21 protein-coding genes and 1 tRNA gene are annotated in these 19539 nt (G+C 70.9%); 8 read left to right on the top strand and 14 right to left on the bottom strand.

Annotated features, from left to right (window positions below):
• Nucleotides 1–163: 163 nt before the first annotated feature.
• The 7 genes from AB0G02_RS06135 to AB0G02_RS06105 form a co-directional block, all read right to left on the bottom strand.
• Nucleotides 164–502: a rhodanese-like domain-containing protein gene (locus AB0G02_RS06135; RefSeq protein ID WP_360790060.1), complete on the bottom strand. Its 339-nt coding sequence runs from the start codon at nt 500–502 to the stop codon at nt 164–166.
• 107 nt (nt 503–609) lie between these two features.
• Nucleotides 610–2199 (bottom strand): cation acetate symporter, encoded by a 1590-nt coding sequence (locus tag AB0G02_RS06130; protein ID WP_360790057.1) that lies wholly within the window; start codon nt 2197–2199, stop codon nt 610–612.
• Nucleotides 2196–2492: a DUF485 domain-containing protein gene (locus AB0G02_RS06125; protein ID WP_360790062.1), complete on the bottom strand. Its 297-nt coding sequence runs from the start codon at nt 2490–2492 to the stop codon at nt 2196–2198. The genes AB0G02_RS06130 and AB0G02_RS06125 overlap by 4 nt, the downstream gene beginning before the upstream one ends.
• Nucleotides 2493–2945: 453 nt before the next feature.
• A complete protein-coding gene (locus tag AB0G02_RS06120; protein ID WP_360790054.1) occupies nt 2946–4748 on the bottom strand; it encodes a cation acetate symporter in 1803 nt (600 codons plus the stop codon).
• On the bottom strand, nt 4745–5185 hold the full coding sequence (locus AB0G02_RS06115) for a hypothetical protein (protein WP_360790051.1): 441 nt from the start codon (nt 5183–5185) through the stop codon (nt 4745–4747). Before AB0G02_RS06115 ends, AB0G02_RS06120 begins: the two co-directional genes overlap by 4 nt.
• The gene (locus tag AB0G02_RS06110; RefSeq protein ID WP_360790048.1) at nt 5182–6042 is read right to left on the bottom strand and encodes a LytTR family DNA-binding domain-containing protein; all 861 of its coding nucleotides are present in this window, start codon (nt 6040–6042) and stop codon (nt 5182–5184) included. The genes AB0G02_RS06115 and AB0G02_RS06110 overlap by 4 nt, the downstream gene beginning before the upstream one ends.
• Before the next feature lie 61 nt (nt 6043–6103).
• Nucleotides 6104–6970 (bottom strand): S49 family peptidase, encoded by an 867-nt coding sequence (locus tag AB0G02_RS06105; protein WP_360790045.1) that lies wholly within the window; start codon nt 6968–6970, stop codon nt 6104–6106.
• A gap of 56 nt (nt 6971–7026) precedes the next feature.
• On the opposite strand from AB0G02_RS06105, the gene AB0G02_RS06100 reads away from it, so the two are divergent.
• The gene (locus tag AB0G02_RS06100; RefSeq protein ID WP_360790042.1) at nt 7027–7194 is read left to right on the top strand and encodes a hypothetical protein; all 168 of its coding nucleotides are present in this window, start codon (nt 7027–7029) and stop codon (nt 7192–7194) included.
• 17 nt (nt 7195–7211) lie between these two features.
• Here the strand turns inward: AB0G02_RS06100 and AB0G02_RS06095 are convergent, their stop codons facing one another.
• The 5 genes from AB0G02_RS06095 to AB0G02_RS06075 form a co-directional block, all read right to left on the bottom strand.
• Nucleotides 7212–8471: a histidine kinase gene (locus AB0G02_RS06095; protein ID WP_360790039.1), complete on the bottom strand. Its 1260-nt coding sequence runs from the start codon at nt 8469–8471 to the stop codon at nt 7212–7214.
• Between the two features lie 184 nt (nt 8472–8655).
• Nucleotides 8656–8934, bottom strand: a complete 279-nt coding sequence (locus tag AB0G02_RS06090; protein WP_360790036.1) for a hypothetical protein — start codon at nt 8932–8934, stop codon at nt 8656–8658.
• A 92-nt stretch (nt 8935–9026) separates the two neighbouring features.
• Nucleotides 9027–9890 (bottom strand): DNA-formamidopyrimidine glycosylase family protein, encoded by an 864-nt coding sequence (locus AB0G02_RS06085; RefSeq protein ID WP_360790033.1) that lies wholly within the window; start codon nt 9888–9890, stop codon nt 9027–9029.
• Nucleotides 9891–9936: 46 nt separating this feature from the next.
• Nucleotides 9937–10371, bottom strand: a complete 435-nt coding sequence (locus tag AB0G02_RS06080; protein WP_360790030.1) for a DUF983 domain-containing protein — start codon at nt 10369–10371, stop codon at nt 9937–9939.
• 86 nt (nt 10372–10457) lie between these two features.
• Nucleotides 10458–11828, bottom strand: coding sequence for a sigma-70 family RNA polymerase sigma factor (locus tag AB0G02_RS06075; protein ID WP_360790027.1), 1371 nt, complete (start codon nt 11826–11828; stop codon nt 10458–10460).
• 247 nt (nt 11829–12075) lie between these two features.
• On the opposite strand from AB0G02_RS06075, the gene AB0G02_RS06070 reads away from it, so the two are divergent.
• The 5 genes from AB0G02_RS06070 to AB0G02_RS06050 all read left to right on the top strand — a co-directional run bounded on the left by AB0G02_RS06070 (nt 12076) and on the right by AB0G02_RS06050 (nt 14298).
• Nucleotides 12076–12486 (top strand): hypothetical protein, encoded by a 411-nt coding sequence (locus tag AB0G02_RS06070; protein ID WP_360790024.1) that lies wholly within the window; start codon nt 12076–12078, stop codon nt 12484–12486.
• A 13-nt stretch (nt 12487–12499) separates the two neighbouring features.
• Nucleotides 12500–12572, top strand: a tRNA-Gly gene (locus AB0G02_RS06065).
• 141 nt (nt 12573–12713) lie between these two features.
• Nucleotides 12714–13142 (top strand): OsmC family protein, encoded by a 429-nt coding sequence (locus AB0G02_RS06060; protein ID WP_360790022.1) that lies wholly within the window; start codon nt 12714–12716, stop codon nt 13140–13142.
• A 109-nt stretch (nt 13143–13251) separates the two neighbouring features.
• Entirely contained in the window at nt 13252–13668 is a 417-nt protein-coding gene (locus AB0G02_RS06055) for a hypothetical protein (protein ID WP_360790019.1), read from the top strand.
• A 45-nt stretch (nt 13669–13713) separates the two neighbouring features.
• On the top strand, nt 13714–14298 hold the full coding sequence (locus AB0G02_RS06050) for a hypothetical protein (RefSeq protein ID WP_360790017.1): 585 nt from the start codon (nt 13714–13716) through the stop codon (nt 14296–14298).
• Nucleotides 14299–14323: 25 nt separating this feature from the next.
• Here the strand turns inward: AB0G02_RS06050 and AB0G02_RS06045 are convergent, their stop codons facing one another.
• Nucleotides 14324–16075, bottom strand: a complete 1752-nt coding sequence (locus AB0G02_RS06045) for an ABC transporter ATP-binding protein (protein WP_360790015.1) — start codon at nt 16073–16075, stop codon at nt 14324–14326.
• 231 nt (nt 16076–16306) lie between these two features.
• Between AB0G02_RS06045 and AB0G02_RS06040 the strand changes: the two genes are divergently transcribed.
• Nucleotides 16307–17131, top strand: coding sequence for a hypothetical protein (locus tag AB0G02_RS06040; RefSeq protein ID WP_360790012.1), 825 nt, complete (start codon nt 16307–16309; stop codon nt 17129–17131).
• Here AB0G02_RS06040 and AB0G02_RS06035 read toward each other — a convergent pair.
• Nucleotides 17128–18276 carry an acyltransferase gene (locus tag AB0G02_RS06035; protein WP_360790009.1) on the bottom strand — a complete coding sequence of 383 codons (1149 nt, stop codon included), beginning with the start codon at nt 18274–18276 and terminating at the stop codon, nt 17128–17130. The two genes, AB0G02_RS06040 and AB0G02_RS06035, sit on opposite strands and share 4 nt — an antisense overlap.
• Nucleotides 18277–18389: 113 nt before the next feature.
• On the opposite strand from AB0G02_RS06035, the gene AB0G02_RS06030 reads away from it, so the two are divergent.
• On the top strand, nt 18390–19538 hold the full coding sequence (locus tag AB0G02_RS06030) for an SHOCT domain-containing protein (RefSeq protein WP_360790007.1): 1149 nt from the start codon (nt 18390–18392) through the stop codon (nt 19536–19538).
• Nucleotide 19539 lies beyond the last annotated feature (1 nt).

Raw genomic sequence — 19539 nt, 5'->3', positions numbered from 1 at the left:
CGTGGGCCAGCGCCACGCCAGCAGCGGGAAGCCCCAGCGCGGGGGCACCGGGTACGACGGCGGGCCGGTGTAGCCCCGGCGCGGCGCACCCCGGCCGCGGTGCGGGTAGGCGCCGGGTGGCGGGCTCGCCACCCAGTCCACGCGCAACGGCCGCAGCGCCATGTCAGATGACCTCGGGCTCCGCGCCGTCGACGCCGCCGACCAGCGGACGACCCGAGGCGGCCCACACCTGCATGCCGCCGTCGACGTTGGTGGCGTCCCAGCCGTTGGCGTTGAGGTACTGCGTGACCCGCGCGGAACGGCCGCCGGCGCGGCACACCACGTAGAACTCGCTGTCGCCCGGCAGGTCGTCGAGCCTGCCCGCCAACTCGCTCATCGGGATGTGCAGGGCACCCGGGGCGTGGCCCGCCTCCCACTCGTCGGCCTCGCGGACGTCGAGCAGCACCTTGCCCTCCGGCAGCTCCGCCGGCACCTCGGACACTTCAACGCTGGGAACGGTCACGGGTCCATGCTGCCACGAGGGCTATAAGCGGGGGATAAGGAGCACGCCGGCCGCCCTCCCCGAAGGGATGACGGCCGGCGTGGGACAGCGGTGGACCGGTACGGCTACTAGTGCGAGACGGCCTTCTCGGCGCCGACGCCGGTGAGGGCGCGCACCTCCATCTCCGCGTACTTCTCCTTGTTGTGCTCCTTCGACAGCACGGTGCCGAGGAAGCCCAGCAGGAACGACAGCGGGATGGACACCAGGCCCGGGTTGTCCAGCGGGAACCAGTGGAAGTCCACGCCCTGCAGCATCGACGCGCTCTTGCCCGTGGTGGCGTTCACCGGCTTGCCGGAGACCACCGGCGAGAACACGATCAGGATGATCGTGATGGCGAGACCGCCGTAGATGCTCCACAGCGCGCCCGCGGTGTTGAAGCGCTTCCAGAACAGCGAGTAGAGGATCGTCGGCAGGTTCGCCGAGGCGGCCACCGCGAACGCGAGGGCGACCAGGAAGGCGATGTTCTGGCCGTTGGCCAGGATGCCGCCGAGGATCGCGACCAGGCCGATGACGACGGCGGTGCGCCGCGCGACCTTGACCTCGGCCTCCTTGTCCTCCAGCTGGCCCTTCTTGATGATGTTGGCGTAGATGTCGTGCGCGAACGACGCCGACGCGGTGATCGTCAGACCGGCCACCACGGCGAGGATCGTGGCGAACGCGACCGCGGCGATCAGGCCGAGCAGCACCGGGCCACCGAGGGCCTCGGCGAGCAGCGGAGCCGCCGAGTTCACGCCACCGGGCGCCTTGGTGATCTTGTCGGAGCCGACCAGCGCCGCCGCGCCGTACCCGAGCACGAGGGTGAGCAGGTAGAAGATGCCGATCAGCCAGATCGCCCACACCACGGAGCGGCGGGCTTCCTTGGCGGTCGGGACCGTGTAGAAGCGCATCAGGATGTGCGGCAGGCCGGCGGTGCCGAGCACCAGGGCCAGCGCGAGCGAGATGAAGTCGAGCTTGCTGGTCTCGGTCTTGCCGTACTGCAGGCCGGGGCCGAGGAGCTTGTCCGACACCGAGCCGAGCAGGTTGGACAGGTTGAAGCCGTACTTGCCGAGCACCCAGACGGTCATCACGCCGGCGCCCGCGATCAGCAGCACGGCCTTGATGATCTGGACCCAGGTGGTGCCCTTCATGCCGCCGATGAGCACGTAGGCGATCATCAGCGCGCCGACGACGGCGATGACGATGGCCTGGCCGCCCTTGCCGGTGATGCCGAGCAGCAGCGCGACGAGACCGCCGGCGCCCGCCATCTGGGCCAGCAGGTAGAAGAAGGACACGGCCATGGTCGAGGTGGCCGCCGCGGCGCGGACCGGGCGCTGCTGCATCCGGAACGCCAGCACGTCACCCATGGTGAACTTGCCGGTGTTGCGCAGCAGCTCCGCGACCAGCAGCAGCGCGATGAGCCACGCGACCAGGAAGCCGATGGAGTACAGGAAGCCGTCGTAGCCGTTGACGGCGATCGCGCCCGCGATGCCGAGGAACGACGCGGCGGACAGGTAGTCGCCCGCGATGGCGATGCCGTTCTGCGGTCCGGTGAACGCGCGGCCGGCGGCCAGGTAGTCGGCGGCCGTCTTCGTGTTGCGGCTGGCCCTGATGACGACGACCAGGGTTGCGGCGACGAAGACGGCGAAGATGCCGATGTTGAGCGCGGCGTTGCCGTTCACGCGTGACCCCCTTCGAGCTCGTTGCGGAGCTGCTCCGCCTTGGGGTCGAGGTTCTTGTTCGCGTGCCGCACGTACAGCGTCGTGATGACGAAGGTCGACACGAATTGGAGCAGGCCGAGGATCAGCCCGACGTTGATGTTGCCGAGGACCTTCGTCGACATGAACCCGTGGGCGTAGTCGGCGAGCAGGACGTACAGCAGGTACCACGCCAGGAAGAGGCCGGCCATGGGGAAGACGAAGCTGCGCAGCCGCCGGCGGAGCTCGCGGAAGTCGGCGCTTTCCTGCACCTCCACCCAGTTGTGGTTGCTCCGGGCGTCGGCTGGGGTGTGCTGCTCAGAGGTGCTCACGGTCCCCTCCTCGCGTACTTGACGACGGTGTGAACGGCACGTACGGCCTCCTGGTGCGTTCCTGATACGCCGTGCACCGTAGGGAGACCTGGCTCACGCCTGAAAGACCTTTCGGGTGGACTTGCGCTCAACAGTCGAGTGATGCGATGAGCGGTAGTGTTGCTGAGACGAACTGCCACTCGGGTGATTGAAATCACCGGTAACCGGATCGGTGTGGTTATCTTCACCCGATCGAGACATACATCGACTCTCAGCTACCAAACCCTAGGACTGAACGGGTACGGCGCAGGTCAGCGCCGGGTGAAGTGTGGTAGCAGGCCCCATCACCGGTTCGACCGCAGCCGGGAAGCCCACACCGAGCTGTGATGCGATTCACGGAGAAGAGCCCGGACGGCCGCTTCAGGACGACTGCGGCGCGGTGCCGTCGCGGTGTTCGCGATCGGCCGCGCGGGCCTTTTCCTCCGCCGTGCCGAACCGCTGCACGTCCCGGTCCCGCATGAACCCCAGCGGATCCGGCGCGTGCAGGCGCAGCAGGATCTGGTTCACGTCGTCGGGTCGCCGCCGCGCGGTCAGCTTGCTGATCATCACCATGGTCAGGAACGACACCGGCACGGTGATCAGCGCGGGCTGGGAGAACACCGGCCAGGCCCAGCGCCCGGTGTAGGAGCTCACCACCGTCACCACCTGCGCGCCGATCACCAGGCCGCCGCCGACGACCAGCCCGGCCATCGCGCCGACCCACGTCAGCCCGCGCCACCAGATGCCCAGCAGCAGCAACGGGCAGAACGTCGACGCCGCCAGCGCGAACGACATGGCCACCGTCAACGACGCGTCCGACCGCGGCAGCAGCAGCGCCAACCCGATCGCCACCGCGCCCGCCAGCACCGTCGCCCAGCGGAAGTCGCGCACCTTGCCCGGCAGGATGTCCGTCGACACCACCCCGGCCACCGACACCAGCAGCCCCGACGACGTGGACAGGAACGCCGCGAACGCGCCCGCCGCCACCACCGCGCCGAGCACCTGGCCCAGCAGGTTCGGCTGCATCGTGGTCGGCAGCAGCAGCACCGCCGCGTCCGTCTTCCCGGTCACCAGCAGCTGCGGCAGGAACTGCCGCGAGATCACGCCCAGCACGGTCGGGAAGAGGTAGAACAGCCCCAGCAGGTACAGCACGTGCAGCGCCGTGCGCCGCGCCGCCCGCCCGTCCGGGTTGGTGTAGAAGCGCACCAGCACGTGCGGCAGGCCCATCGTGCCGAGGAACGTCGCGAAGATCAGCGAGTACGTCTCGAACAGCCCCGACAGCCCCTCGGTCTGGGGCCGCAGCCAGTCGTGGTTCGACGTCGGGGAGCCGTCGACCACCGGCACCGGCGACCCCGCGGTGAACCGCAGCTCGGTGTCCGGGCCCACCTCGTGCAGGCCGGGCGTCCAGTACACCCGCCCGTCCACGGGCCCGTGGTTCACCTCGCCGGTCGCGGTCAGCTCCACCGCCACGTCCACCCGCACCCGCACCGGGTCGACCGTGGTCACCTCGACGTCCTCGGGGAACCGCAGCACGCCGGAGGCGTCCACCGGCTGCGCGCCGTTGCCCGGACCGGTCAGGAAGATCGTGAACAGCACGAACGTCGGCGCGGCGATCGCGAACAGCTTGCCCCAGTACTGGAACGCCTGCACCAGCGTGATCGCGCGCATGCCGCCGCCGAAGACGTTGACCACCACGATCGAGGTCACCACGATCCCGCCCAGCCAGGTGGGCAGGCCGGTGATCGTGGTCAACGTCAGCCCGGCCGACTGGAGCTGCGGCACCAGGTACAGCACCCCGATGCACAGCACGAAGAACGTGCAGAACTTCCGCAGGTTCGACGGTCCCAGCCGCGCCTCCGCGAAGTCCGGCAACGTGTACGCGCCGGACCGCCGCAGCGGCGCGGCCACGAACAGCATCATCGCCAGGTAGCCCGCGGTGAAGCCGATCGGGTACCACAGCGCGTCGATGCCGTCCTTGAGCACGAGCCCCGCCACGCCCAGGAACGACGCGGCGGACAGGTACTCGCCGGAGATCGCGGCGGCGTTGCGGGTGGCGGGGACGGCGCGGCGGGCGACCAGGAAGTCCGGCGTCGTGTTCGCGCGGCGGGAACCCACGTAGCCCAGCAGGAACGTCAGCACCGCCATGACGCCGACGAGCACGAGGCTCCAGGGGTTCGCGATCACCGGTCCACCGAGCTCACGAAGTCCTGCTCGTGGCTCTCCGCGAGCCTGCGGTAGGCGTAGCCCACGCCGTAGCAGAGCGGGAACGGCACCAACCCCAGCAGCAGCCACGGCAGGCGCACCCCCGCCAGCTGCACCTCCGACAGCCACGGCAGGAGGTAGAACACCACCGGCAGCAGCGCCAGCAGCAGCAACGTGCTGCCGCCCAGCGCCAGGCCGGTGCGCAGCTGGGTCCGGATCAGGTCGCGGATCAGCTTCTCCCCGACGCTGGTCTGCTCCTCCAGCTCGATGATCGTGCGCAGCACCCGCCCGCGACCGCGCGGGTCGGCCAGCACCACCCGCCGGCGGCGGTTCTTGCGCGCCGACACCGACAGCCAGGCATCGCGTTCGGCAGGCTGCGGCTGGTCCGGTTGGCCGGGGGGGCCGGAGTGCTTGGTCATCCCCAACTGCTCTTGGGGGGACGCACGATCCTCTCCTTCAGCTCACGGGTGTGCCGCCGACTGACCGGCAGCTCCTTCGCGCCCTCGCCGGAACCGATCACCACCGCGTACCCGTTCGACGTCATCCGCAGCTCGGTCACCAGCGGCAGCGCCACCAGGAACGAGCGGTGGATGCGGACGAACCCGGCGTTCTCCCAGCGCTCCTCCAGCTGCGCCAACGGGATCCGCACCAGGTGGCTGCCGCCGTCGCTGGTGTGCAGGCGCGCGTAGTCGCCCTGCGCTTCGACGTAGCGGACGGTGGCCCGGGGCACGAGCTTGATGGTGCCACCCAGCTCGACCGGGATGACCTCGTCGTCCTGCGGCTCCGACGCGGAGGGCTCGGGGCCGACCGCGGGCGTCGCGGCGACCCGGTCGACGACGCGCGAGATCGCCTTGTTGACCCGGTCCTCGTTGATCGGCTTGGTCACGAAGTCCAAGGCGCCCACCTCGAACGCCACCACGGCCTCCGAGTGCTCGACACCCGTGACGAACACCAACGCCGGTGGCGCGCGGAAGGCGCCGAGCACGCGCGCCAGGTCCGTGCCGCTCAGGCCGGGCATGTTGATGTCGGCGAACACGGCGTCGACCGGCGGCAGCCCTGCCCTGGTGCGGTCCATCACCTCGACGTCGTAGTCACCCCGGAGGATGCGCAGTGCCTCGGCCGCGTCGAAGGCCGTGAGCACGCGTCGGATGTGCGGGCTGCTTTCGAGCAGGTACTTGATCTCGCTCAGACCGGGCGCCTCGTCGTCCACCGCCAGGACGAGGAGGCCGGAGTTGTCCGTGCGATTGTTCACTGGGGTACTCACTGTGCCGCGCATCTTGCCGATTCGGCGGGGTCGCTGTCTACGCCGGTTGCCGGACGGCCGCGAGGCCGTGACCTCACAAGCCGAATCGCGACCAGCGCGCCCGCTCTTCCAGGGCCGCCAGGCCCTCCGACAGGAAGTCCCCCGATCGGGTGGTAGCGCCGGCCAGTCCGAGGCGGGCGAGCAGGGGTCGGCGGGGCTCCGCGATGGCGATCTCGGCGTCCGGGTAGCGCTTGGCGACGACGCTGCGCAGCGTGCCGATGCCGTCGACCAGGCCGAGCTCGACCGCCTTCGCGCCGGTCCACACCTCGCCGTTGAACAGCTCGTCGTCGGTCGCCTTGAGCTTCACGCCGCGGCGCTCCCTGACCCACTCCGCGAACTGCTCGTGCAACTGCGCCTGGAGGCCCTTGAGCCACTCGACGTCCTCGGGCTTCTCCGGGCTGAACGGGTCGAGCCGCACCTTGTTGTCACCCGCGGTGTGCACGCGCCGCTCGACGCCGTAGCGCTCGATCAGGCCGTTGAGGCCGAACCCGGCGCTGACCACGCCGATCGAGCCGACCAGGGACGTGCCGTGCGCGTAGACCTCGTCGCCCGCGCAGGCCAACCAGTAGCCGCCGGACGCCGCCAGGTCCTCGCAGAACGCCAGGACGGGCACCTTCTTCTTGGCGGCCAGCTCGCGGATGCGCTCCGCGACCAGCGCGGACTGCGTCGGCGCACCACCGGGTGAGTTGATCAGCAGGGCGACCGCGACCAGCCGGTCGTGGTCGAACGCGCGGGTCAGCGCGCTCTCGACGTTCTGCAGGTTGATGGTGTTGCGGGCCATCGGGGACGGCGTCGGCGTGATGACGCCGTGCAGGCGGACGGCGGCCACCACGGGTCCGCGCTCGGTCCGCTCACCGACGATCCTGGGCAACCGGGCGGCGATCTTGTCCGTGACGCTCATGGCTTCGACCTTACGTGTGCGCGCCGAGGCGGGAGTGGCACAGCTAACATCGGCCGGTGACGTTCAACCCGATCCGGTGGCTCGAACGCTACGTCGAGTGGTGGGACGACCGGGGCCGCAAGAACGCGGACGGTCCCACCGCCATGCACGTCTACTGGATGTGGATCTCGTGGAGCGTGTGCGCGGTCATGGTCGTGACCGTGCTGGCCATCGCCGCCGGGTGACCGGGCGGGCGCGGTGATCAGGCCCGGACGGCGGGCTGCTCGGTCGTGTCCTCCAGGCGGGGCGGCACCAGCGGCAGGTTCGTCTGCACGCCCGGCCGGTACTTCGGGATCTTCAGGATGATCTTCATGCCGGCGTCCGGCGCGGTCTCCACGACCAGCGCGTAGTCGTCACCGAACACCGCCCGCATCCGGTGGTTGATGTTGCCCAGGCCCACGTGCGCGCCGGTCTGGTGCGCGTCCTTGAGGTCCTCGAAGAGGCGGTCCGGGTCCATGCCGACGCCGTCGTCCTCGACCGAGATCAACGCCTCCGCGCCGTTGTCCTCGGCGATGATCGTCAGCAGCCCGCCGCCCGGCTTCTTCGCCAGGCCGTGCCGCACCGCGTTCTCCACCAGCGGTTGCAGCACCAGGAACGGCAGCACAACCTGGAGCACCTCGGGCGCGATCTTCAGCCGCACGTTCAGCCGCGCGCCGTACCGGGCCTGCTCGATGGTCAGGTAGCGGTGGATGTTGGTCAGCTCGTCGGACAGCGTGGTGAAGAAGCCGTCGGTGCGGAACGAGTAGCGGGTGAACTCCGCGAACTCCTGGAGCAGCTCGCGGGCGTGCGCCGGGTCGGTGCGGATCAACGACGAGATCGTGTTCAGCGCGTTGTAGACGAAGTGCGGCGAGATCTGCGCCCGCAGCGCCCGGACCTCGGCCTGCGCCAGCGCCTGCCGGGACTTCTGCAGCACCTCCAGCTCCAGCTGCGTGGAGACGAACCGCGCCGTCTCCTCGGCCATCCGGATCTGCCGCTTGTTGCCCACCCCGCTGACCACGATCAACGTGCCGGCGACCTCGCCCTCGACCACCAGCGGCACGATCACGGCGCTGTGCAGCGAGCACGGGCCGGGCAGCTCGCAGTCCAGCTTGCGGTGCTCGACGTGCTCCTTGTGGCCCTCACCGATGGCCCGCTCGATGTAGGTGCGCAGGAACTCGTAGTGGTCGTTGGCCCCGCCGTCCCAGGACAGCAGCGTGCTCTCGTGGTCGGTGATGCCGACCGCGACGCACCTGAGCATCTCCCGCAGGTGCGGCGTCGCCTTGTTCGCCGCGTCCTCGGTCAGGCCCTCGCGCAGGTCGGCGGACGCCTTCGACATGCGGTGCAGCATGTCCATCACCGCGTCCTCGACCGAGGTGCTGACGCGGCGGGCACGGCACAGCATCACGAAGAGGCCCAGAACGGCCAAGGTCGCGATGAGTCCGAGCGCAGCGCGCTCGGTCAGGAGGTCCCGCACGGCGTCCATGCTGTGCCGTGGGGGCGGTATAGGCAAGGGGATCGACGGTCCGAGACGTGCACATCCGATGAATTGGGGGCAACCGTGGCAGAACGCTTACCCAATCGGGTGATCAACCACCTTGACGATCACGGAGAGTGGGTGCGACCCGATCACTCGGGTCACACCCACCGGACGCGGCGCTCACCCCGCGTCAGCGCCGACCGCGTTCCCCGGGCGGCTGTGCAGTCGTCGTCGTGGTGGGCGTGTCCGACTTCTTGCACTCCAGCTTCTTCACGAGGTCAGCCAGATCGGGGTGGTCGAGGAGGTCCAGCTCCTCCAGCACGCGGCAGATCACCTTCGAGACCTGGTCCTGGGTCAGCTCGGGTGGCGCGGGCTCCGGTGCGGCGGCCGAGACGGCGAGGGTCGAACCGGCGAACGTGGCCAGTCCCATGGTCGTACCGATCAGCGCGGCGGCAAGGCGCTGGTTCATAGCTCCTCCAGGTAGTCGGTCGGACACCTGGAGGAGTGCCCCGGACGGCCGGGCTCAGCCGACGAACGGACCAAGCCACTCGTCCGTGTGACCTACTTGAGCAGCCGGGACATCCGCCGGTCGGCCAGCGGCTTGCCGCCCGTCTGGCACGTCGGGCAGTACTGGAAGGCCTTGTCCGCGAAGGAGACCTCGCGCACCACGTCACCGCACACCGGGCACGGCAGGCCGGTCCGCGCGTGCACCCTCAGCCCCGACCGCTTCTCACCCTTCAGGGTGGCCGCGGACTGGCCGACGGACCGCGTCACGGCGTCGGTCAACACGCCGACCAGCGCCTCGTGCAGCCGGTCCAACGCCTCCGCGGGCAGCTTGCCCGCCGTCGCGTACGGCGACAGCCGGGCGGTGTGCATGATCTCGTCGGAGTAGGCGTTGCCGACGCCCGCGATCAGCGACTGGTCGGTCAACGCGGTCTTCAGCCGCTCGGTGCGGCCGGCGAACAGGTCCTCCAGCTGGGTCCGGGTCACCGACAGCGCATCCGGACCGAGCCGCGCGATGCCCGGCACGTCCGCCGGGTCCTGCACGACCCACGCGGCCAGGCCCTTCTTGGTGCCCGCCTCAGTCAGGTCGAACCCCGGGCCCTCCCCCGGCGGACCCAGGTGCACGCGCAGCGCCAACGGCCCCTTGCCGGGCCTCGGCGGCGCCGCCGACAGGTTCTCCGACCAGCGCAGCCACCCGGCCCGCGCCAGGTGCACCACCAGGTGCAGGCCGTCGCAGTCGAGGTCCAGGTGCTTGCCGAACCGGCCCGCGCCCGTCACCTCGCGACCCTGGAGCTCGGTCCACGACGGCGTGAACGTCTTCAACACCTGCAACGACGCGACGTCCACCCGGTGCACGCGCCGTCCTACGGCGTGTTCGCGCAAGTGGTGGGCGAGCGCCTCGACCTCGGGCAGTTCCGGCACCGGACCAGTGTCACCCGCGCAGGCCGATCAGTCGACCGCTCGGGGCTCAGTCGACCGGCTGCAGCGGGCCGTCCAGGTCGGGCAGCGAGTACATCTCGATCTTGCGGGCCACGTTGGCGACCTCGTTGCGCACGGTCAGGAAGCCGCGCACCGAGCCGACCCACCGCTCCGGCGGCAGCTCCTCGGTCTTCTTCGACTCCGCCGCCACCAGCCACGGCCGCCGCACCGCCCAGCGCACCGGGAAGAACAGGAACACCAGGACCAGGGCCACGATCAACCACGCCGGCACGACGACCTCCGCCGGCGTCCAGGCCACCAGCACCACGCCCATGGCGATGACGATCGCGAGCATCAGCACGCCCGGACCCTGACCACCGTTCACGTCGTGCTCGAAGTCGGCGTCGCGCGCCGGGTTGCGCCACTCGATCTGGCTGCGCACCGTCCACATCCGTCCGTCGGCACCGCGCACCAGCCGCGTCATCACCGTCTCCTCAAGACGTCGAGCGATCACTCAGCGTTCCCCACGCTACCGGCAAAGTCTTGCACCTCGTGGGTGAAAACCCACGATCACGGTGCGGCGAGGCGGTTCGGGGTCGGGCGCAGCGTCACGGTCGTCGGCGTGACCGCGGGCGCGGGCCGCTCGGTGGACGTCTCGGCCCACCTGTCCGGATCCGAGGTGGTCGGCGGGGACGTGGTCGGCGCGGTGGTCGTGGTGGTCGTCGTGACCAGCAGCGCCGAGTCCGGGTCCGACGTGGTGACCGGCGCCGACGTCGTGCCGCTCCCGATGGTGCGCGGCTCGGCCGGTGACGTGGCGCCGGTGGACCGCACCGGCGGCGCGGCGGGCGTCGTGGTGGTCGCCGCGGGCGGCACCGGCCGGTCCACCCGCACGGTGTGCCCGACCTGTCGCGTCTCGACCGGCGGCGACGTCTCGCTGGTCGCCGCGCCCGTCACCGTCACGGTCGTGGTGGTCGAGCACAGCGCGAGCACGTCGTCGCCGGGAGCGCCGTCCGGGCCGGACTGGAGCAGCGCCGGACCGGGTGCGCCGGTGAACGTCCCGGCGATCACCCCGAACAGGCCCACGGCCGCGGCCGAGGCGGTGGCCGCCAGCAGGAGCTTCACCCGGCCGCTCAACCACGCGGCCTTGCCCAGCACGACCGGCCCCACCGCGGTCTGCGCCACCAGCGCGGTCGCGGCCACCGGCACGGCGACGCTCGCCGCGTGCGCCCGCAACGTCGAGCACACCTCGACCAGCTCGGCGTGCAGCGCGTTGCAGGAGGAGCAGGTCCGCAGGTGCTTGCGGATGCGCTTGTGCTCGGTGCCCTGCGCGCCGCCCGCGGTGTAGACGCCGAGCTTGGCCACCACCGAGCTGCACGCGCGCGGCCCGGTGTCCTCGGCCAGGTGTGCTTGCAGGTAGGCCGCCCGCAGCCCTTCGCGGGCACGGCGGGCCAGCGCGGCCATCGCGTTCGGGCTCAGGCCGAAGCTGGGCGCGACCGCGGCGGGCCGCTCGCCCTCCACCTCGACCTGCCACAGCACCGTGCGCCACCGCTCGGGCAGGCTGGTGAACGCGCGCGAGATCAGCGCGTGCTCCGGCCGGTTCGCGGTGACGTCCGGGAACGGCTCGACCCGCAGGCTGAGCTCCTCGTCCGCCACCGGCACGTCCCGCCGCCGCCCGCTCCACTCCCACGCCACGCGGCGCGCGACGGTCAGCAGGTAGGTGCGGACGTGGTCGGTCGGGCCGTTGCCCCGGCGGATCGCCTGGAGGACCCGGAAGAACGCCTCCGCGGTCAGGTCGTCGGCCTCGGCGTGTTCACGCACGTGCCGGAGGGCGAACCGACGAACGGCGTCGGCGTGACGGGTGAACAGCTCGCCGAACGCGCCGTCGTCGCCCGCCCTGACCCTGGCGAGCAGTTCCCGGTCGAAATCGGCATCTCCGGCCATCCCGCCCGGCACCTCCCGCCCCGCCTGTGGTCCAGGGCCAAGATGCCACACCTCCGCTGGTCCCGGCCCGAACCGATAGCGAGCCGATACCGAACACCGACGGACGGAGTGGGCCGTCCGGACCAACCGGAACGCCTGCCCACCGCAGCGCCGGCGCTAGCGGTGGGTGACGGACCGGTCACGGGTGGGCGTCAGCTGGTGGCGGACCGCGCTGCGGGCGTGCCGACGACGAGTAGTCTCCTGCCGCGTGGTCGATTGGCGCACAAGGGCTTCCGCCCTCCTCCCCGAGCTGAGCGCCGTCGTCGAGCGCGAGTCGTGGTCCTGTCACGTGTTCCTGTCCGAGTTGTGGCAACTCGCGCTGGAGGCGCACCGCGACGGCGACCGCGAGGTGCTCGGCCGCGTTTACGGGTTCGCGCACTGGTGCTTCCGGCAGCCCGAGCGGTTCCTGTCCGACGCCTCGGTGGTCAGCTTCTACGAGCACGTGTTCGACGAGTGGGAGCTGCGCGACGAGGTGGCCCCGTGGCTGCCGACCGAGGTCGTCGACCGGGTCCGCCCCCTGTGGGAGTGGCGCTGGTCGAAGGAGCGGTTGACCGAGGTCGACCAGCTGCTGGCGCAAGCGGGACCCCCCGTGGAAACCCCCTCGGACAGTGGTCTATAGTGGTCACCAACAGGCGGATGTAGCGCAGTTGGTAGCGCATCACCTTGCCAAGGTGAGGGTCGCGAGTTCGAGTCTCGTCATCCGCTCTGCGAAAGGCCCCGGTGTCCGCACCGGGGCCTTTTCCGCATTCCCGGACGGGTGCGCGTGACCGCGGTCGCGGCACGTGCCGACGATGACCATTAGGTTTGTGGTCGAAGGTTTTCCTCGTCGAAGACGGAGTTGCGAACATGGCCACCACCCGCAAGGCGACCACGCACTGGGAAGGCAACCTGCTGGAGGGCAAGGGCAGCGTCGCCCTGGAGTCGTCGGGCATCGGCACGTACGACGTGAGCTGGCCGTCCCGTGCCGAAGCGGCGAATGGCAAGACCAGCCCCGAAGAGCTGATCGCGGCCGCCCACTCGTCCTGCTACTCGATGGCGCTGTCGCACGGCCTCGCGCAGGCGGGCACCCCGCCGCAGCAGGTCGACACCTCGGCCGAGGTGACGTTCCAGCCCGGCACCGGCATCACCGGCATCCACCTGACCGTCACCGCGGTCGTGCCCGGCCTGGACGCCGAGGGCTTCGCGGCCGCCGCCGAGAACGCCAAGCAGAACTGCCCGGTCAGCAAGGCGCTGGCGGGCACGGAGATCACGCTGACCGCGAACCTCCAGTCCTGATCGGGTGATCGCGTGACCTCTGGTACCGGCCAGATACCCGAAGTGTCAGGCCGGTACCAGATGTCCCGAACGATTTGACCCGAAGGTGTGAGGCCGGTAGTCGTTGGGGATGCTCACGGCGTTGGGTGGTTCCGGCCGGCTCGGCATCGGCGCCCTGATCGGTGCGGCGGTGGCCGCCCTGCTGGCGGTGCAAGGGGGCGTCGTGAAGTCGCCGCGGGGCCTGTCGCCCAGCGATGCCGGGGAGATCGTGGTCGTCAAGGGCAGCGAGCAGCCGGGCCGGACGATCACCGGGACCGGCACGACGACGTCGGTCACCGGTTCGTCCCGCGCCGCCACCACGACGTCGGTGTCGTCGACGTCCGGCACGACCACCACGACGACGTCCGGCACCAGCGCCGGCACGACGACGACCACCACCACGACCACCACGCGACGGCCGACCACGACGATGACCACGACCAGGCGGCCCACCACCACGACGACCACGACGACGACCCGCAGGCGGTGCGGGATCATCTTCTGCTGATCGCCCGCCACCGCATCACCGTGCGTGCTTTGGCAAGATCGAGGCGTGACGTCCAGCCAGGTGCACACCCAGCCCCAGCGAAGCAACGACACCCCCACGATCCGCATCCAGCCCGTCGCCGCCCTGCGGGAACCCGCTTGGCCCACCGCCGAGCCGATGACCGCGACCGACCTGCGGCCCGTCGCGGCGGCCACCACGAAGTTCGAGCCGGTGGTCCCGCCGATCAGCGGCACGACCAACGGCACGGCCGGCGGAGCGGCCAACGGCAAGGTCGACGGCACCGCGAACGGCTCGCTCGCCGGGACCGTGAACGGCTCGCTGAACGGCCTGACCAACGGCAAGGTCAACGGCCTGGTCGACGGTCCGGCCAACGGCGGTGCCGTGCCGGTCCCGGTCGCCGCTCCCCTGGTCGCCACCCCGCCGGCACCGGCACCGGCGGGCGGGCAGGCCGAAGCCCCGGCCCTCGAACCCGCAGTCACCGCGACGGCACCCGCAGCACCCGCACCCGCAGCCGCGGCCACTGCCGCACCCACTGCGGCCAAGCCGACGCCGCCCGCCGCGCCGCGCAGCCGGTTGCGCCGGATCGCCCGGCGCATCGTCGGCCCCACCCTGCTCACCAAGAGGAGCTGAAGCCGGGCTGCCGCCGGTCCGGCGGCTACGCGGTCTGCGCCCTCGCGTACAGGCCGCCGGACCGCAGCAGCTCGTCGTGCGAACCGATCTCGGAGATCCGGCCGTCCTCCATCACCACGATGCGGTCGGCGTTGCGGATCGTGGACAGCCGGTGCGCCACCACGAACACCGTGCGGCCGTGCACCAGGCGGGCCAGCGCCTGCTGCACCAGCGCCTCGGACCTGGTGTCCAGCGCGGACGTCGCCTCGTCCAGCACGAGCACGCGCGGGTCGCGGATCAACGCCCTGGCGATGGCCAACCGCTGCTTCTGGCCGCCGGACAGCCGCGCGCCGCGCTCACCGACCACGGTGTCCAGGCCGGTCGGCAGCCGGTCGATGAACTCCAGCGCGTTGGCGTCGGCCAGGGCCTGCCGGACCACGTCCTCCCCCGGGTCGTCCAGCCCGTAGGTGACGTTGTCCCGGATCGTCCCCTCGAACAGGATCGACTCCTGCGGCACCACCGACACGAACCGCCGGTAGCTGCGCAGGTCCAACGTCTCCATGTCGACACCGTCGAGCAGGATGCGGCCCCCGGTCGGCCGGAGGAACCCGATGACCAGGTTCAGCGCCGTCGACTTGCCCGCGCCGGACGAGCCGACCAGCGCGATCGTCTCGCCCGGCCGCACGTCCAGGTTGAAGTCACTGATGGAGTCCCGCTCCGCCTCCGGGTAGCGGAACCCGACGCCCTCGAACCGCACGCCGCCGTGCACCGCGTCGACCTGCGCCTTGCCCGCGTTGTGCTCCAGGTCCGGCGCCTCCAGCACCTCGCCCAGCGAGCGCACCGACTCCAGGCCGCGGCTGATCAGCGGGGTCAGGCTCATCAACGTGGTGACCGCGCCGGTCAGGGACGCGAAGTAGGCGCTGAGCATGACCACGTCGCCGGGCGTGACGGACAGCCAGCCGTGGTAGGCGGCCAGCGCGGAACCCGCGAGGCAGCCGACGCCCAGGGCGTTGAGCAGGATCCACGCCAGCGCGCCGAACCGGACGTTGAGGCCGTCGAGCTTCATGCCGGCGGCGAAGACCTGGCGCAGCGTGCCGTCCATGCGGTCGAGGGCGGTGCTCTCCAGGCCGTGCGCGCGGGTGATCGGGATGAGCGTGGTCATCTCACCGACGCGGGACGACAGCTGCTCGACCTCCTGGCGGAACGACTCGTTGTACGCGCGCAGGCGACCGCGCAGCCACATCACCAGGACCGCCGCGGCCGGCACGACGAGCACGAAGACCGGCAGGAACGCGGGCGCGCTCAACCCGATGACGACCAGCGCGCCGCTCAACGTCGCCAGCGCCGACAGGCCCTGGTCACCGATCTGCTGGGCGGACGTCTCGATGGTCTCGACGTCCCGGATGACCTTGGTCTGCAGCACGCCCGCGCTGACCCGCGAGTGGTAGCCGATGGAGAGCTGCTGCATGCGCCGGCTGAGGGCGGACCGCGTCCGCAGGCCCATCCGGCGCGCGCTGCCGTACCACCAGCGCGTGTAGAGGACGGCGAACGGGTAGTTGAGCACCAGCATGACCAGCAGCAGGCCCGCGCCGAGCCACATGCCGATGATCGGCTTGCGCTCCACGACGACGTCGACGACGTGGGCGGTGATGACCGGCGTCAGCCAGGTGGGGCTGTGCTTGACGAAGAACGCGCCGGCGCCGAGGCCGAGCTTCGCGCGGTCCTCGCGGAAGAGGTAGAGGAGCGTGCGGACGGGGTGCTCGCCGCGGTAGCGGTGGTCGAGCGGACCGTGGGGCATGGTGCGGGGGCTCCTGGAGCAGGGGTCACGGGACGTCCACACCGCGCCGTGTGGGGAGCGCTCTCACATCGTAGGTGCCCGGTCCACCGGATTAGCCCGGCCGGACCAGCGCGCAAGCGCCCGCACGGCACGCCGCCGCGCATGGCCCGGCGCTTCGGGGGGCGGAGGGGTGGAACCACCCCCTGATGCACCAGGATTGCCGTCACCCGGTCGAGTGAGGGCGAGGACGCGATGGAGTGGCAGGACATGCTGAGGGACCTGGACGCGCAGTTGGCGTCGGGTCGGATCCCGCTGTCCGAGTACACCAAGCGACGGGACCAGTTGCTGGCCGAAGCGGCGTCGGGCCGGAACGCCCCGCCGGACCCCGACTCGACCCAGGTGATCCGCGTCGCGCCACCGCGCCCGCCGCAGTGGGAGCCGCGGCAGCGCCCGGCCTCGCTGGACGGGGCCGCGGTGTTCGCCACCGCCGGCAAGCCGCGCGGCAAGCGGTCGGCGGCCGTGGTCGCGGTGGTCGCCGTGGCGGTCGTGGCGGCGGGCGCCTGGTGGTTCACCGCGGGGACGGGCAACACCGAGAACGCCGCGGCCGCGCCCCCGGCGACGACCACCACCACCCGGGCCGAACCGACGATCCCCGAGCTGCCCGGCGCCAAGGGTGAGCACGGCCCGGTCCTCTCCGTCGACGAGGCCGTGCAGCTGAAGCTGCTCGCCAAGGACGAGGCGCAGGTCCTGAAGGGCAACGGGGTGACCGAGGTGCTGTTCGCCAGCTCCACCGCGCCCCGCGCGTCCTACGCCGTGGTGGTCGCCCGCACCAAGTCGTCCGAGGTGGCCGCGCGGGTGGCCGACGACCTCGTCGCGCACCTGGTCGCGACCGGCTACACCGAGACGCCGGAGCACTACCTGGTGAAGAAGTCGCCGCAGAGCTCCGTGCTCCGCGCCGTCTACCGCTCGGGCGACGCGGTGGTCCGCGTGGGCGCCGGCCGGTCGGGCGTCGAGGCGCCGACGACCGAGCTGGGAGAGGTGCTGGCGAAGCTCCGCGAGGCGTTCCCGGAGAGCTAGGACGGCTGGTGCGCCCCCGCGGCCACCGGCTCGTCGACCGCGGCCGGCGGCTCCGGCGGCTTGGCCGGACGACGGCGCAGCAGCACCTTCCGCAGCTTCATCCCGGGCGATTCGACGAAGTGCCACGACATCATCCCGAGCGCGAACGCGATCGGCACCGAGAACAGCGCGACGAGCCATTTCGACTCGACACCGAGGTGCACGACGAATTGCTCGGTCGGGAAGCCGTACAGGTACACGCCGTAGCTCGACATGGTCACCGCGGACGGCAGCCACAGCTTCTGCGGCAACAACGTGCCGATCGCCAGCACGACGTAGGGCACGGTGACGAGTCGGGTCACTTCGGTCATGGCCGAGGCGTGCATCACGTACTCGACCGCGACGCACACGACGACGCCGAACCAGCTGTAACGGATCTTGTCGCGGTACAGGTAGGCCAACATGCCGACGCAGTACACCGCGAGGTACTGCACCAGGGGCACGGTCGGCACCATCAGCAGCACCTTGGGCAGCACGAGCTGCTTGGTCAGCAACCGCTGGAACACCACCGTCAGCGCGAACGCGGCGACCAGCACCATCCACCGCCGCTTGACCGCTCCGACCAGCCCGAACACCGCGATGAGCGCGTAGCCGAGCACCTCGACCGGCAGGCTCCACAGCGAACCGTTGACCGCGTTGGGGTACGGGTTGTCGTTGAACACGCCCGGCAGCACGTACTGCTGCGGGAACACGCGGATGTTGTCGGTGATGTAGCTCCACGTCAGCGGGTGGTCGAAATACGCACCCGTCGACAACGTGGTGAGCACCGGCCCGAGGACGAACGCGCTCAGGCACAGCACGACCAGCAGACCCGGCATGATCCGCAACGCGCGCTTGACCGCGAACCGCCAGAGGTGCGGATCGCGTTCCCAGCTGCGGATCACCAGGAACCCGCTCATCGCCATGAACGCGGATACCGTTACCGCGCCCAAATCGACACCGAATCGAGTCGGGAGAATGCTCCCGCCGGACTTGGTCAGCGGCGCGGCGTGATCGATGATGACGAAGAAGGCGGCGACCAGGCGGACGGTGCCGAATCCGTCAGCGGCCTTCTTGCGTCCGTTCGGCGCAATCGGCCCGGAACGCCAACGCCCCCAGATGGACACCGCTACCTCCTCCGGCCGACCGGCGGTCGGCGGAACGTAGGATAGGCGAACCGCGAGGGTCGCCGGGTTTCTTCCGTGCGCAGGGGCGGAAATGATCTAGAGGGAGGACTGCGGTGACCTGGCAGGACCAGCTCCGACAGCTCGACGAGGCGCTTGCCGCGGGTAGGATCTCCGCGGAGGACTACCGTCGTCAACGCGACGAGCTGCTGTCCAAGGCGCAGACCAGCAGCGCCCCCCAGGCCCCGCAGACGGGTCCGAGCTCGGGGCCGTTCCCGGAGCCGTTCAAGTGGAGCGCCCAGCCACCGTCGACGCCGCAGCAGCCGACCTCCGAGGCCACCCAGTTCATCCGGCCCGCGACCCCGCCCGGTGAGGCGGACCGCACCCAGGTCGTGCCCAACCCCGGTCCCTCCGCCGACCGCACCCAGGTCGTGCCGAACGCCGACCGCACCCAGGCCGTGTCGCCGCCGCAGCAGGGCCAGCCGTGGCCCGGCCAGCCGCAGGGGCCGCAGCAGGGTGGCTGGTCGCAGGGCCCGGAGAGCTACTCCCCGCCGTGGGGCGGCGACTCGGAGTTCGGCGGGAACCAGTGGAGCGGCGGGTTCAACGCCCAGGGCCCCGAGGTCTTCGACGAGTCGGGCAAGTCCGGCAAGGGCAAGGTCATCGCCATCGTCGCGGTCGTGGTCGTGCTGCTCGTCGCGGCCGGCCTGTACTTCTTCGTGTTCAAGCCGAACAACGGCGGCACGGCCTCGTCCGACACGCCGACGGCTCCGGCCACCACCACGACCACCACCAAGAAGAAGCCCGACCCGTTCGGCACGCTGATCGTCCCCGAGGGCCGCACCTCGGGCCCGAAGACCTACACCGCCGAGCAGCTGGCGACCACCAAGCCGCTGCCGACGCCCGACCTGGTCGTGCTCAAGCAGGCCGGCACGACCGAGGCGCGCTCGGTGGTCGTGGTCGACAACGAGGTCACCACGAGCCTGTGGGGCTTCAAGTCCGCCGACCCGGCCGCCCTGCTCACCGCGCTGGAGACCGACCAGAAGCGCTTCGGCTTCGCCGAGGACACGACGGTCGACAGCGACGTCCCGGTGTACAAGTCGACGCAGACCAGCGGCAGCAAGACCATCACCGTGTTCCGCTCGCACTACGCCACGGCCACCGAGGTCATCCGGGTCGAGGTCTTCGCGGCCAACGAGACCGACGCGAAGGACCGCTTCGACGCGGTGCTCGCCGAGCAGCTCGACCACCAGGCGCCGAAGAAGTGAC

Source organism: Actinosynnema sp. NPDC023658 (assembly GCF_040639995.1).
GTDB lineage: Bacteria > Actinomycetota > Actinomycetes > Mycobacteriales > Pseudonocardiaceae > Actinosynnema.
The sequence above is the reverse complement of the archived record's forward strand: the minus strand, read 5'-3'. Positions and strand labels throughout refer to the sequence as shown.